The organism is Ignavibacteriales bacterium, assembly GCA_016709765.1.
Classification (GTDB): Bacteria; Bacteroidota; Ignavibacteria; order Ignavibacteriales; family Ignavibacteriaceae; genus IGN3.
Window position 1 is genome coordinate 13,883 of record JADJMD010000012.1, and the last position, 16,092, is coordinate 29,974.

Genomic DNA, 16,092 nt, shown 5'->3' on the forward strand with positions numbered 1-16,092 from the left:
TGCATTCAAAAAACAATTTTCTTTACATTTAAGTTACTAATAATGATAATATTGTAGAATTAATTATTTGCTTATTTCTATGATGCTGATACAAAATAAATATTCCTCCGTTAAATCCATCTTCTTTGTTGTGTACGGTATTATTAGTATCAAATCACGCTTATCAAATTTTAATAAAACCTACAAAGTACAATATTTCTAAAATCAGAGTGCAAAGTATGAAACAAAGAAATAATGAAGTGAACGAACTTAAGCAGAAGCTCCACAAAGCTATAAAATATCTTGAAAAAGGTAAAACTCCGGATAATAAAACTTTAGTAAATCTTTTAAAGGAAATACAAGAGTTACAAATTGCACCGTCCCTTCAAAACGAATCTTTATTCCGAACAACTCTTTATAGTATCGGTGATGCAGTTATTACTACTGATATTAAAGGCAGTATACTCCAAATGAATCATGTTGCTGAAAAGCTATGTGGATGGAAAGAATCTGAGGCTAAAAATAAACCTCTCGAAAAAGTTTTTAATATTATCAGTGAAGCAACTGGAAAAAAATTGCAAGCAACCTATAAAAAAGTTATTAAGACAGGTAAAATAACTGGGCTTGCTAACCGCACTTTGCTGATATCAAAATCAGGAAATAAAATTCCTATTGCCGATAGCAGCGCTCCAATCAAAAACGATAAAGGAGAAATTATTGGTGTTGTTTTGGTTTTTAGAGATCAAACTGAAGAGAGAAAAAATCAAATCGATCTTGAAGAAAGAGAAAGAAAGTACTCTACCTTAATAAGCAACTTACCGGGTTTCACTTATCGCTGTTTGAATGATAAAAAATGGACGATTGTGTATATCAGTGAAGTATGTAAAAAAATTACAGGCTACTCACAAAATGATTTTGTTAGGAAAAAAACTATCTCATTCAATGATCTCATAGTTGAAAGCTACCAAAAGTCTATTAGGAATAAATGGCACAAAGTTTTAAAAGATAAATCATTCTTCGAATTTGAATATCCTATAATTAATAAAAGCGGGAAATTAAAATGGTTATGGGAAAGAGGAAGAGGTGTATACTCACTAGATGGTAAATTACTTTTTCTTGAAGGATTTATAGAAGATATAAGTGAACGAAAACTAGCTCAAGAGTCTTTAGAACTTAAAAATATAATTTTCGAATCTTCAATTACCGCAAATAGTGCTGCTAATCTTGATGGAAAGATAATTGATGCTAATGCTGCATTTTTAAAATGCTGGGGATATTCTCAAAAAACCAAAGTTATTGGCAAACAGTTATACAAGTTTATAAAAAGTAAAAATGATGTTGAAACAATATTAACTTCATTAAATAAAAAAGGTTTTTGGAGGGGTGATTTTATTGCAATCAGAAAAGATGGATCCGAATTTATTGCACAAGCGGTTGCAACAGCCATTGTTTCAAGTGATGGAAACATTATTGGTTATCAGTCTTCAGTTATAGATATATCAGATCAAAAAAGGACTGAAGAACTATTGAAGGAAAGTGAACACAGGTATAAAGCATTTTTTGATAATGCACCAGATGCAATTTTTTTGGCAGATCCTGAATCAGGCAATATAATTGATTCAAATAAAGAAGCATTAAAATTATTAAAAATGCCTTACTCAAAAGTTATTGGGATGCACCAATCCCAACTGCATCCAAAAAGACTAAGCACATACTCAACTAAATCATTCAATGAGCAAATTAAAGTAATTGATTTAAAAATACCTTTTGAAAATTTTCTTGTTACTGCAACTGGAGAAGAAATACCAGTTGAAGTATTAGCAAGTATTTTAACACTAAATGGTAAAAAAGTTATACAAGGTGTTTTTAGAAATATTTCTGAAAGAAGAAATATTGAAACTGCTTTGTTAAGATCGCAAGAGACACTTCAAAATATTTTAGCACAATTTCCTGGTATTGTTTTTTGGAAAGATGTTAATTCAATTTATCTTGGGTGTAATCAAGCTTTTGCTGCTGGTGCTGGACTAAATTCTCCTGCAGAGATAATAGGAAAAACTGATTTTGATCTCCCTTGGGCTGATACTGAAGCAGAATATTATAGAGATGATGATAAAGATGTGATAGTAAATACGAAAACAAAACGTCACATTATTGAGAAACAACATCAAGCATCAGGTAAAATTACTTGGTTTGATACAAATAAAGTTCCAATTAAAGATAACAATGGAAAAGTTATTGGTGTATTAGGTATCTCGATAGATATCACTGAAAGAATTAATACTGAAAAAGCTTTACATAGTAGTGAAGAGAAATTTCGTTCTCTATTTGAGCAGTCATCTGATGCAATGTTATTGTTAGATGGAAATGTTTTTTTTGATTGCAATAAAGCAGCTTTAGATTTGATGGGATGTAATTCCAAAGAACAATTGCTTTTTCTCTCCCCTGCTAAACTTTCCCCAGATTTTCAGCCAGATGGTATTTCATCAGTTAAAAAAGCCGAAAAATTAATTAAACAGGCATATAAAGAAGGTGCGGCTAAATTTGAATGGGTTCATAAAAAAATATCTGGTGAAGATCTAATTGTTGATGTAATGCTCACCTCCGTTCCGTTAGAAGATAAACAAATTCTATTTACTATTTGGAGAGATATAACCCAACGCAAAGCTATTGAAGCAGAAGTTCAAAAAAGTAAAGATAGAATGCAGTTGCTTATTGAAGGTACGCCGCATCTATTTTTCTACGTCCAAAATTTAATGGGAAATGTCGAATACATTTCACCTTCGGTTGAAAATATTACTGGATATTCTGTCAAGCAATGGCTTAATCAAAATCATTGGTATGTATCAGATTCACCAATAAATCATAAAGCAAAAGAAAGAACCAAAGCTCATCTTGCAGGAACTGTTATAACCGATCCATTTTATGTAGAAATTTTACATGCAAATGGCAACAAAGTTATGATTGAGGTTTATGAAAGACCAATTTTGGCTGATGGAAAGGTAATTGGTTTACAAGGGGTTGCCCATGATATAACAAAACATCAATTAGCTGAACAAAGTCTAAAAGAAAGTGAAATAAGCTATAGGGGATTATTTGACAGCGTTTCAGAAGCCATATATATACTTAATGAGAGTGGTATTTTTCTGGATGTGAATAAAGGCTCTTGTATAATGTATGGTTATGATCGAGATGAATTGATAGGAAAAACTCCTGAAGATGTAAGTGCATCTGGTAAAAACGATTTACAGTCAGTAGCAATTTCCTTAGGCAAAGCTTTTAAAGGTGAAAAACAACAATTTGAGTTTTGGGGTAAACGTAAAAATGGTGAAGAATTTCTTAAAGATGTTCGCTTGTATCCGGGCAATTATTTTAACAAGAATGTTGTTATTGCTATTGCCAATGATATTACAGAAAAGAAAAAAGCAGAATTTTTATTACGTGAAAGTGAGAAACGTTATAAACTGATTGCTGAAAATACCGCTGATTGCATATCAGTTTTTGATCTAAAACTAAATTACACCTACATAAGTCCTTCGGTATCAAAATTATTAGGATACACTTCTGGAGAATTAATGTCCCTTGGAATTGAGAAGATTATTTCTCCAAATGACTTTAACGATTTACAAAATGTTCTTCTTGAAGAATTGGAAAATGAAATAAATGGGAATGCTGATAGGGGAAGAAGTAGAATTTTTGAGTTGGAACAATTTTGTAAAAATGGAAGTAAAGTTTGGATAGAAGCCACAGTTTCATTTTTGCGAGGTGATGATGATGCACCAAACGGAATATTAGCAGTTTCCAGAGATATAACAGGCAGAAAGGAAGTTGAAAGTGCATTAGCTCTAAGTGAAGAGCGATATCGAGCAATTTCAAATCTAACTTCAGATTATTTGTTCTCTACACAGGCTGATGATAATGGTGTACATAGCTTGGTTTGGATTGCAGGTTCATTTGAAAAAATTACTGGCTATACTGTAGATGAATATAAAAAGGTTGGTGGATGGAGAGCCACAATTCATCCGGATGAATTGAAACTTGATGATCTGGATTTGGAAAAATTAAAAAGAAATGAAAAAGTTAATCGTGAAATTAAAACTTTTCATAAAAACGGTTCACTCGTTTGGGTCAAATCATATGCTCAGCCAATCTGGGATAATAAAAATAATAAGTTATTAGGAGTATATGGTGCCGTTGAAGATATCACTAAACGTAAACAAACCGAAATAGTTCAGAAGATACAGTATAACATTGCTGATGCAGTTGTTAGTTTTAAAACCCTAACTGAATTATTTGAATCGATTAGACAAGAGTTATCTGCAATAATTAATGTGAATAATTTCTTTATCGCCATTTATGATGAAGCTACTGGGATGTTAAGATCGGATGTTGATAAGGACGAAGTTGAAGAAATTTCTGAATGGCCAGCAAAGGGGTCTATGACTGGCTATGTTATCGAGCAAAATAAATCATTATTACTTACAAAAAAGGATATAAATCAATTAATAAATTCACGTAAGGCAGGAATGATTGGTGTAATTCCAGAGATTTGGTTAGGAGTTCCTTTTAAAATCTCCGGAAAAGTAATTGGAGTTTTAGTAGTTCAAAGTTATGATAATCCAAATGCTTATGATGAATCAAGCATAGAGATTCTTGAAATTGTTGCTCATGAACTAAGCATTTATATCCAGCATAAAAAAGCTGAAGAAGAAACATCAAAACTTTCTGCAGCAATTGTACAAAGCCCAACAATCGTAATGATAACTGACCCTAGTGGAAATATTGAATATGTTAATCCAAAATTTTCTGAAATTACTGGTTACTCATTAGCTGAAGTAAAAAGTAAAAATCCAAATATTCTAAAATCCGGTATCCATAAAAAAGAGTTCTATAATAATCTTTGGAGTACCTTACTATCAGGTAAAATATGGCAAGGTGAATTTCAGAATAAAAAGAAAAGCGGCGATATTTACTGGGAAAATGCAATAATAGCACCAATCATAAATAGCGAGGGCGTTATTACAAACTACATTGCAGTAAAGGAAGATATCACTGAAAAGAAAAAAATGATTGAGGAATTGATTTTTGCAAAAGAAAAAGCTGAAGAGATGAATAGAGTAAAGTCAAGTTTCTTTGCAAATATGAGTCATGAGCTAAGAACACCAATGGTAGGTATTTTAGGTTTTAGTGAGTTTTTGATGAACGAATTAAAAGATAATTCAAACTATTTTACGATGGTTAATTCAATCAATGTATCCGGTCATAGATTGCTTGAAACATTAAACCTAATTCTTAATTTGTCTAAACTTGAAGCTTCTAAAGTTGAAGTTAATCTACAGTCTCAGAACATAGTTACATTATTAGAAGAAAGTTTTGGATTCTTTGAATCGGCAGCAGCCAAAAAAAGTATTGAATATTCTTTTAGTAATGACTATCCTGAAATAATTTGTAATGTTGATCAACAACTTTTCACAAGCATATTTAATAATCTAATAAATAATGCAATTAAGTTTACAGATTCCGGAAACGTAACGATAAGTGTAACTTCTGATTCAGAATCAGTAAACATTTCGGTTTCTGATACAGGCGTGGGAATATCTGAGATGAAACAAAATCTTATTTGGGAAGAATTTAGGCAAGCTAGTGAAGGCTACAATAGAGGATTTGAAGGAACCGGGCTTGGTTTAACAATTGCCAAAAAGTATGCAGATTTGATGAATGGCAATATAACAGTTAAAAGTACATTGGGAAAAGGAACTACATTCAATGTTACTTTTCCTCTTTCAAATAGTGCGTCAACTCAATCTAACTTGTTGAATAATACTGAACTAAATAAACCTGTCGAATCGATCCAAAATAATCCTCAAATAAAAATTCTCTATGTAGAAGATGACGAAATTTCTGTAAAGTATGTAACAACAATTACAAAAAACCTTTATGATGTTGATTCTGCAAAAGACAGTGATGAAGCTTTGAATAGAGTAAAACAGAAGAAGTATGATGCCATTTTAATGGATATAAATTTACATAGAGGAATGGATGGCTTAGAACTAACCAAAGTAATAAGAAAAATTGATGGGTATCAATCTGTTCCCATAATTGCTATTACAGCTTTTGCTATGGGGCAGGAAAAAGAAATCTTTTTATCTAAAGGGATGACACATTATTTATCAAAACCATTTGTTAAGAACCAGCTATTAAATTTATTGGATAGTGCAATTGACAAAAAATAAGATATAATTTTTTGTATCTATTCTATTAATTGTTTGTAAATAAAGAATGGCTTAATCTTTTAAAATAAACCATTGCTTAACTAAGAGTATATCCTTTTCTATCAGAAAGAAATAAATTGAAAACGTTTCACTTAATTATAGCTCTAATAATAACCTTGTTTTTTAATTCAGTTCATGCGCAAATATTCTCGGAAGAACCGATAGTAAAAGTTAGAATAATCTATACATTAGATACTTTAAACCTAATTTCTAATAATTCCTGGATTTTGACAAATAATAATGCCAGCGATAAAATATTATTTAATATTGATGATTCGCTGATTATCTTTATTGAAGATGACTTAATCTCGATAAAAAACTCCACTGCCAATGTAATTAAATTTCATAAAAGTATATTATTAAAATCAGATAAACCTTCAGGTACAGTTAAGATAAAAAATGTTCCTTACGGAATCGGCTGGTGGTGGCAAGGAATTGAAGACCGTATATACGAGGGCAATATTGAAATATCAATAAATGGAAATAATAAGTTTGATGTAGTTGTTGAATTGCCGTTAGAAAAATATTTATGCGGAGTCGTACCTTATGAAATCGGGAATGATGCACCACTTGAGGCACTAAAAGCACAAGTTATAGCCGCAAGATCTGAAACTGTATCTGCTTTGATTTCAGGCAAGTACAAAGGAAGTAATTATGATATCTGCGCTGATGTTGAATGTCAAGTTTTTGCTGGAAACAGCAAACGGAATTCTGAAACAGACAAGGCGATTGAAGAGACAAGAGGTATGTGCCTTTTTTATGGCGAAGAAGTTATTGGAGCATACTATGCGTCAAATTGCGGCGGGTCTTCTGAAAATGTTGAGAACGTTTGGCCTGATAGATCAGGTGCAGTTCCCTATTGGAGTTCAAATTTTGATTCTGATGCAGAATTAAATTACAATCCAAAGAATAATCCTGAGCAATGGATTGAAAGCAATCCAGATGTTTTTTGCAATCCATATTTTCATCCTGAACTACCTGAATGGAGTAAAAAAAATTTTCGTTGGGAAGTTGTTATGACTAATGATGAATTGACAATCAATCTGAACGAAATCAAATCCATTGGGAAGTTAAAAGACATTAAAATTATCGAACGAGGAAACTCAGGAAGAATTATTAAGGCAAAATTTATCGGAAGTATAGATTCTCTTGATTTAAATTCTGAACTTGATATCCGAAAAATCAAAAAACCACCATTTAAAAGTTCCTGTTTTATTTATGAAGAACTTATTTCGCTGGATAGTTTAATATCCTATAAATTTAATGGCTCTGGTTGGGGACACGGTGTTGGAATGTGTCAATCCGGTGCTGTTGCCCGCGCCTTTTCAGGACAAACGTTTAATGAAATATTGATCCATTATTTTCCTGAAACTGAAATCAAATCAGTGTATAGTACAAATTAACAAATTGAATTAAACATTTTCTTATTTTTGTACAAGATTAAAGAAAGAACCTTGAAATGAGAATCATATTCATTCTATTCATCTTTGCAATCTCAATTCAATGCAGCTATTCACAGCAAACATCCTCACCAGATTCTAAATTAACTGTTACCGTAAAACTATCTGAAAATAATGAGTTGATTTATAACCTATCCCGACAAGGTAAAGTCGTAATTAAGGATAGCAAGTTAGGAATTGACTTATTAAATCAGTCTGATCTAACTAGTGGTTTTAATATAGATGCTGTTGTAACATCCAATTTTAAAGAAGAATGGAAGCCTGTTTGGGGTGAAGTTGAAAAGATTGTAAATAACTATAATCAAATGCAGGTTACTCTTATTCAGTCAACAGAAAAGAGAAAGATGATTGTTACTTTCAGAATTTTTAACGATGGACTTGGATTCAGATATGAGTTTCCTGTACAGGATAATTTAACATACTTTACAGTGCTTGAAGAGAATACACAATTTAATTTAACTGGAGATCACAAAACATTTTGGATTCCCGGTGATTATGATTCTCAAGAATATACTTACACCACTTCCCTGCTTTCGGAAGTCAATTCAGGCATTGGAAAAAATGTTGATGAGATTGGAGTCAAATCTATCCCTGGGGATAATTTTGTTCAAACTCCCTTAATGATGAAAACTAGAGATGGATTGTACATCAATATTCACGAAGCTGCTCTGCTAAATTATCCGGCAATGTATCTTAAAGTTGATAGAAAAGATTTTGCACTTCAATCTCATTTGTGCCCTGACGTTTACAATAACAAAGCCTATCTGCAGACTCCTTGTAAAACTCCCTGGCGAACGATTATTGTTAGTGATAAAGCTGAAGAAATTCTTGCATCAAAAATAATTCTCAACTTAAACGAACCATCAAAATTTGAAGATGTTAGCTGGATTAAACCTAAAAAGTATATAGGTATCTGGTGGGGAATGCATGTTGGAATAACGTCATGGAATTATTCCGATATAAGTAATGTAAAATTGGGTGAAGTTGATTGGAAATCAGTTACTCCAAATGGTAAACATGGTGCAACTACAGAAAATACTAAACGTTATATCGATTTTGCTGCAAATCATGGTTTTGATGCTGTGCTTGTTGAAGGTTGGAATATTGGATGGGAAGATTGGTTTGGAAAATGGAAAGAAGATGTTTTTGATTTCGTAACCCCCTATCCGGATTTTGATGTTGTTGAATTACAGAATTATGCAAAATTGAAAAATATAGAATTAATAATGCATCACGAAACTTCAGCTTCAGTTACAAATTATGAACGTAGACTTGATGAAGCTTTTACTTTTATGAAGAATCATGGATACAATTCTGTAAAGACCGGATATGTAGGAAAAATTATTCCACGTGGTGAGCATCATGATGGACAATGGATGGTAAATCATTTTACTCGTGTCTTAGAAAAAGCAGAGAAGTATAAAATATGTGTAGATTCACACGAATCAGTAAGGTTAACAGGATTGCATCGGACATATCCAAATTGGTTGGCAGCAGAAGCTGCTCGTGGAAATGAATTTAATGCTTGGAGTATTGGTAATCCACCTGAGCATGAAACCATTCTTCCCTTTACTCGATTTATAGGCGGACCGATGGATTATACTCCTGGAATTTTTCAAATAAAAATGGATTATTATAATCCCACGAGTAAATACCAGGTTCATACAACATTGGCAAAACAACTTGCGCTTTATGTTACTATCTATAGCCCAATACAAATGGCCGCAGATCTTCCGGAAAATTATGAAAGATTTCCAGATGCATTTACATTCATCGAGCAGGTTCCTGTAAATTGGAGTGACACAAAAATCTTAAAAGCAGAACCAGGTGATTATATCATCATTGCTCGCAAGGATAAAGACTCGGATGATTGGTACATTGGAGCAATAACAGATGAAGTAGCCAGAGATTTTGATGTTAAACTTGATTTTCTACCTGCTGATAAATATGAAATGACTATTTACAAAGATGCACCTGATGCTGATTGGGAAAAGAATCCGATGAAATATGAGATTGAAAAAAGGACAATTAACAATAAGGACGTTTTAAAATTAAAACTTGCACCGGGTGGTGGAACGGCTATAATTCTAAAACCATCTGACTGATTTTAGAGAACTATTTGAACTCTTTACCCCCTTTCTTTTTACCAGAAAGGGGTTTTTTGTTTGTAAACCATTAATCTAAAGTGATTTATATAACTGTGATTCACTTTATTTTCCTTATCTTTACAGCAACGATTTACTTCTTGTTTGCGGTTTTAATTAATTCCGATTCAATTTAGAGTAAAAGAAATTAAACTTGCCTGATATACTAACAATAAAAGTAGTTGATATTCCAGCCGGTAAAATCATTTCAAGAGTAATCAATAATCAAATAACAGAAAAAAATTAGAAAGTTTTTAAATGAATTCGTTTGAAGAGTTAGGTTTAGATAAAAACATATTAAGTGCTATAAAAGAATTAAATTTTGAAAACCCAATGCCGGTTCAAGAAAAAATAATTCCAATGATTCTACAGGATGAGCCACAAGATATAATTGCTTTAGCACAAACCGGAACAGGTAAAACAGCTGCATTTGGTTTACCAATCATTCATAAAACAGATACAAGTTTGCGACAGGTACAATATTTAATAATCGCACCTACAAGAGAACTGTGTTTACAAATTGCAGATGACTTAAAGGATTATGCAGCACATAATAAAGGTATTAAGATAGCTGCCATTTTTGGTGGATCTAGTATGGATGGACAAATACAGAAAATAAAACAAGGTGCACAGATCATTTCTGCAACGCCCGGCCGATTGAATGATCTAATAAATCGAGGAGTAGTAAACTTAAGTAATGTTAAAGCCGTTGTTCTTGATGAAGCAGATGAAATGCTCAACATGGGTTTTAAAGAAGAACTTGAAGCAATTTTAGAAACAACACCAAAGACAAGAAACACATTTTTATTTTCGGCTACAATGCCTAATCCCCTTCTCTCAATTGCAAATCGATATATGAAAAATCCTGTCGAAATTACCATTGGCAGAAAAAATTCGGGCGCTGAAAATGTTGAGCATATTAGTTACCTCGTGCATGCTCGTGATAAATATCTTGCACTAAAAAGAATTGTTGATTTTCATCCAAACGTTTATGGAATTGTTTTTTGTAGAACAAGACAAGAGACAAAGGACGTTTCTGAGAAACTGATGCAAGATGGATATGACGCTGATGCACTTCACGGAGATCTATCCCAATCACAGCGTGAAGCAGTTTTAAACAAATTTAGAACAAGACATTTACGTCTTTTAGTTGCAACTGATGTTGCAGCTCGAGGACTTGACGTTGATGCGTTAACACACATCATAAATTATGATCTTCCGGATGAATTAGAAATCTACACACATAGAAGTGGAAGAACCGGCAGAGCAGGCAAAAGCGGAACATCAATTGTAATTGCAAATCTTAGAGAAAAATACAAACTCAACACGATTGAAAAACAGTTGGGTAAAAAATTTACAGTTCTTCCTATTCCTTCTGGAAGAGAAATTTGTGAGAAACAACTTTTTCATTTAATCGATAAAGTTGAAAAAGTAGAGGTTGATACCGTGCAAGTTGAACCTTTCCTACCAAAGATCTATGAAAAGTTGGAGTGGATGGATAGAAATGATCTAATTCAGAGATTTGTTTCTATTGAGTTTAATCGGTTTTTAGAATACTATAAAAATATGGCAGATCTAAATAGTCCGAGTGAAGGAAAGTTTAAAGACCGTGACCAAGATAGATCAAGACCATCAAGAGGTGGTAATAATAATTATACAAGATATTTTATCAATTTGGGTGTTACTGATGGTTTAAAACCAACGCAGTTAATAGGAATGATTAATGATTTTACCGGAATGCGTGATATAGCAGTTGGCGAAATTGAAATCTTAAAAAACTTTTCTTTCTTTGAAGCTGATACAAATTTTCAAATTGAAATTATGGATGGATTTAAAGGCCAGAAATTAAAGAAAAGAGAAATTAATATTGAGATAGCCGAGAAAAGACGCGGCGGCGGCGGTAAACCTAAATATAATTCAGATAGAAAAGGTTCAGGCGAATTTAAGAAGTCCGGTTTTTCAAGAGATAAAAAAGGGTTTGGCGAGAAGAAAGATTTTAAACGTACGAAGAGTTTTTCGAAGGATAAGAAAAGATAGAGTGAATTAAATTTATAGATTGTTATTCATTCTAGTTAGGAATGACAATCTAATTAAAAATTATAATAAGTCTCGATCAATAATTACTTAAAGTAAACATTATCTATCGAGTTCACGTCCGGAATAAGCTCACTTCCCAATATAACTGCATCAAAGTTTTCAACACCATTTATTTTAACTTCTATTTTGTCTTTTCCCGATTTCCAGACTTCTGCTGTTTTATAAATCTCCCTTATCATTTCGTTATTGTACATAACCTGTAATTTGATCGGTAACGGGAGACCACCAATATTTTTAATTTTAACAAAAATCGAATTCTTTTTAGATCTTACTTTTTCGATAGAAATATCCGGATAATTGAAATCGTAAAACCATGGTTTCCAAAACCAGTTTAAATCCTGCGCTGTAACTTCATTAAATGTGAAGAAAAAATCAGTTGGTATGGGATGCTTGCCATTCCATCTTTCCATAAATGTTTGTAATGCTTTTAGGAAAAGGTCGTCCCCAAGAGTTTTTCTTAATATCTCATAGGCATTTGCCGGCTTATTATAGGCCGAAGTTCTATAAGACCTGTAATTCATAGTAGGTGAAGGAATAATAACAGGAAGATCGTACTCATTACCGGCAAAATCTTCGTAAGTTTTAACATATCTTTCTCTTGGATTATATCCTTCCGCAAATCTCTCTTGAAAATCAAAAGGCAACATTACGGCCCAGCCTTCATCCATAAATGGATATTTTCTTTCGTTAGTTCCCATATAAAATGGAAGATATTGATGACAAAGTTCATGAGAAGTTAAATGCACAGTCCCTGATTTTGTACTAGCACTGCCATTATTTACGATCATCGGATATTCCATTCCACCCGACCCATTAAAAACAGTTGCTGAAGGAAATGGGTATGGAACTGCTGGTATTTCATAAGAAAAATATTTTAATGCTTCTTTTGCTAAGAAAGCAACATCAATAAAATCTTTACTTGATTCATTATAAGCAGCTGCACAATAAACTCTTCGATCAGAACTCTTATCAGGTGTAAAACTAACAGCATCCCACAGATAATGATCGCTAATTCCAAAGGCAAAATCAGGAACATTTTCAGCCTTAAATTTTAAAGAATGAAATCCTGTAGTTGTTTGATAAATACTGTTTGTAATTAAGTCCGATGGTTCAATTATTTTAACGACATCGTCAGACTTCCACGCCGCTTTATATCTTTCAAAATATTTTTGATTTAAAATTTCATCAGCATTTTGCCAAACTCCAGTTGCCCATATTTGGAATCCTGCAGGGACATTAAACTCAATGTTGTAATCGTTAAAATCATTATACATTTCTAAAGTTCCGGAATAATCAAGCATATCCCAACCATCAATATCATCATAAACAGAAACTTGTGGATACCAATACGCTATAAACATGGTTGTGGAATCATAACTGCCATATCGAATAGACTGCACAGCAGGCATACTAAGTTCCCAATCAATCGAAAAATTTAATTGTGTTTTTGGTGCAAGTTTTTCGGTTAGTTTAAGAATAAGATTTGTACCTGAAACATTACTTATAGATTTATCAGTTAGTTCTATTTCTTTACTATCCAAAATTATTTTTTTTAATTGAACACCATTTGTTAACGCATTCTCATTAAGATTAAAATCTCTCCTTGCATTTGGTTTGCTAATGTTGTGATATAGTCTAACTACTATTTGGGATAATGAATCGTTACTATTGTTATGATATATAATATCTTCAGATCCTTGAAGCAGTTTTGTTTTAGGGTCAAGATTAACTTTAATATTATACTCAGATTTATTTTGCCAATAATTTTTCCCTGGCATCCCATCCAATGATCTTGTACCTTTTTCATAAGCAGGTTTAATATTCAGAGGAATTTTTAGATTATTTTGTCCAAAAGAAATCATTACAAACGAAAAAACAAAAAGTAGAATTGTAATCTGCTTCAATGTAAGTTCCCTTTCATCATTCAAAAAGTGTTTGGTTGTTTTTATCAAATTTGTTTCGACCGAAACGCTTATATGCTAAAGTTGTAGCTTCTCTTCCGCGCGGCGTTCGTTGTATAAATCCTTGTTGAATTAAAAATGGTTCATAAACTTCTTCAATAGTTCCAGGGTCTTCATTAACCGCAACAGCAAGAGTGTTTAATCCAACAGGACCACCACTATACTTATCAATTATTGCAAGAATTATATCTTTGTCCATTTCATCCAATCCAAATTCATCAACTTCCAATGCAGTTAATGCCTTTTTAGCAACATCTAAATCAATTAAAGTTTTGTTATCAAAATCTGCAAAATCTCTTGTGCGTCTTAATAACCGATTTGCGATTCTTGGTGTTCCTCGCGATCTTTTGGCAAGTTCAAGTGAAGCATCAGAACTGATTTTAAGATTAAGAATATTTGCAGAACGATTAACAATTTTATTAAGTGTTTCGCTATCGTAATAATCTAAACGGAATTTTATTCCAAATCTATCACGCAATGGTGAAGTTAACATTCCGGCGCGTGTTGTTGCACCAACTAATGTATATTTAGGCAAACTTATTTGGACAGAACGAGCGTTTGGTCCGCTTTCAATCATAATATCCAATTTGTAATCTTCCATAGCCGAGTAAAGATATTCTTCAACAACAGGACTAAGTCTATGAATTTCATCTATAAATAAAACAGAATGTTCTTCTAAGTTTGTAAGAAGCCCAGCAAGATCACCTGGCTTTTCTAATACAGGACCCGAAGTAATTTTTATTTTTGTACCTAGTTCATTTGCGATTATATGTGCGAGAGTTGTTTTGCCAAGCCCCGGAGGACCTGTAAGCAAAACATGATCTAACGAATCATTCCTTTTTTTGGCAGCGGAAACAAATACATTTAGATTATCAGTTATTCGCTTCTGTCCTGAAAAATCATTTATAAACTGAGGCCTAAGTGATTGATCAATTTGTTTCTCATCATCCAAAGGTACAGGATTCGTTGTGTTTGATTTACGCATCGTTAGGTTACAAGTTGTTTGTTTCTAAATTTTAATTTGCTAAGCAAAATTACCAATAATCCCATTAGAGTTATCATAAATAAAGCAAAGATTATTGTTGGAATGACGTTTAGCGAGCCGCCAAAAAATAATGATAGTCCAGGATTCCATGCACTACCATACAATATCATTAAATGAACCACATAAATAAGTAAGGTATTTCTTCCTATAAGAATTATGATTCGTGGAATAGATTCGATCTTTTGTGAGATATAAGAAACTAATGAATTAAGAACTAAAACAAATCCAACCCTTAAGATTATTGTTTCGATTGCATAAGATGAAGGGACAAAATTATAGTTAAATAAATTACTTGAAACTAATACTGATATTTCAGAAACAAATATTAACGCAAATCCAAAAATTGCCAGATTAAAACTAAACCTGTTAGTTTTAAATACTAATGGATTTCTTGCCAGATAACTTCCTAAGACGCCACCCAAAACTACATATCCAGCCCAGGGAAATAATGGAAACAATGATCCGGATCCATCATAAAAATATCCAGCAATTGGCTGAGGAAAATAATTTAGCCAATTGATTTTTGAAAAGAATGGAGTTGTAATAAAAAAGAACAAAGCAAAAATAGTAAATACAATTGTATCGCTCAGTTTTAATTTTTCTGCGATGAATGCACTTGTCATAACAAACAATAGCCCAAAGCCAATCAACTGCAAAACATCAACTGCAAAAAATATATTCAATCTATCTTGCGTAACATTTGAAAAATCAAATATTGTGTAAGTAGGATATCTTAACAAATAACCAATTGTTAATAAAAGTAAAAATCTAAAAAAACCTTTCTTTACTCTGGGATTTTTTCCAAATGATTCATTCGTGAGGCGAAAAAGGTATGTAAAAACTGTACCCGCAGTAAACATAAAAATCGGGGCTGTCATGCCTCTCATAAAATTCCATAAATAATATACTGAGAACTGTTCTGAACGGAATTCCGGCGCTAAAAGTGTATCAACCGTATGTCCTTGCACCATTTGAATAACTGCAAATGCACGCATAAGATCAATAAATATTATTCGATGTTTCTTTTCGCTTCGAACCATGATTGATGAAATATTATCTTAAAACCTAAAATAACCATTTGAGATGTAAACAAAAAAGCTCCGATAAAAATTTAATCGGAGCTTTAATTTATTGGAA

The 16,092-nt window shown here is 32.4% G+C and carries 7 protein-coding genes; 4 read left to right on the top strand and 3 right to left on the bottom strand.

Going from position 1 to position 16,092, the window contains the following annotated elements; genetic code table 11:
- Window positions 1-218: 218 nt before the first annotated feature.
- The 4 genes from IPJ23_06125 (at window position 219) to IPJ23_06140 (ending at window position 11,889) form a co-directional block, all read left to right on the top strand.
- Entirely contained in the window at window positions 219-6,209 is a 5,991-nt protein-coding gene (locus IPJ23_06125) for a PAS domain S-box protein (protein MBK7630260.1), read from the top strand.
- Between the two features lie 116 nt (window positions 6,210-6,325).
- A complete protein-coding gene (locus IPJ23_06130) occupies window positions 6,326-7,651 on the top strand; it encodes a SpoIID/LytB domain-containing protein (protein MBK7630261.1) in 1,326 nt (441 codons plus the stop codon).
- Between the two features lie 56 nt (window positions 7,652-7,707).
- Entirely contained in the window at window positions 7,708-9,813 is a 2,106-nt protein-coding gene (locus IPJ23_06135; protein MBK7630262.1) for a glycoside hydrolase family 97 protein, read from the top strand.
- Window positions 9,814-10,110: 297 nt separating this feature from the next.
- Window positions 10,111-11,889, top strand: coding sequence for a DEAD/DEAH box helicase (locus tag IPJ23_06140; protein MBK7630263.1), 1,779 nt, complete (start codon window positions 10,111-10,113; stop codon window positions 11,887-11,889).
- Between the two features lie 83 nt (window positions 11,890-11,972).
- Here IPJ23_06140 and IPJ23_06145 read toward each other — a convergent pair whose 3' ends face one another.
- The 3 genes from IPJ23_06145 to IPJ23_06155 are packed head-to-tail and all read right to left on the bottom strand — an operon-like array spanning window position 11,973 to window position 15,995.
- Window positions 11,973-13,853, bottom strand: coding sequence for a M1 family metallopeptidase (locus IPJ23_06145; protein ID MBK7630264.1), 1,881 nt, complete (start codon window positions 13,851-13,853; stop codon window positions 11,973-11,975).
- Window positions 13,854-13,869: 16 nt separating this feature from the next.
- Window positions 13,870-14,895 (bottom strand): Holliday junction branch migration DNA helicase RuvB, encoded by a 1,026-nt coding sequence (gene ruvB, locus IPJ23_06150; GenBank protein ID MBK7630265.1) that lies wholly within the window; start codon window positions 14,893-14,895, stop codon window positions 13,870-13,872.
- A gap of 2 nt (window positions 14,896-14,897) precedes the next feature.
- Complete coding sequence (locus IPJ23_06155) at window positions 14,898-15,995, bottom strand: DUF1624 domain-containing protein (protein ID MBK7630266.1); 1,098 nt, start codon at window positions 15,993-15,995, stop codon at window positions 14,898-14,900.
- Window positions 15,996-16,092: the final 97 nt, after the last annotated feature.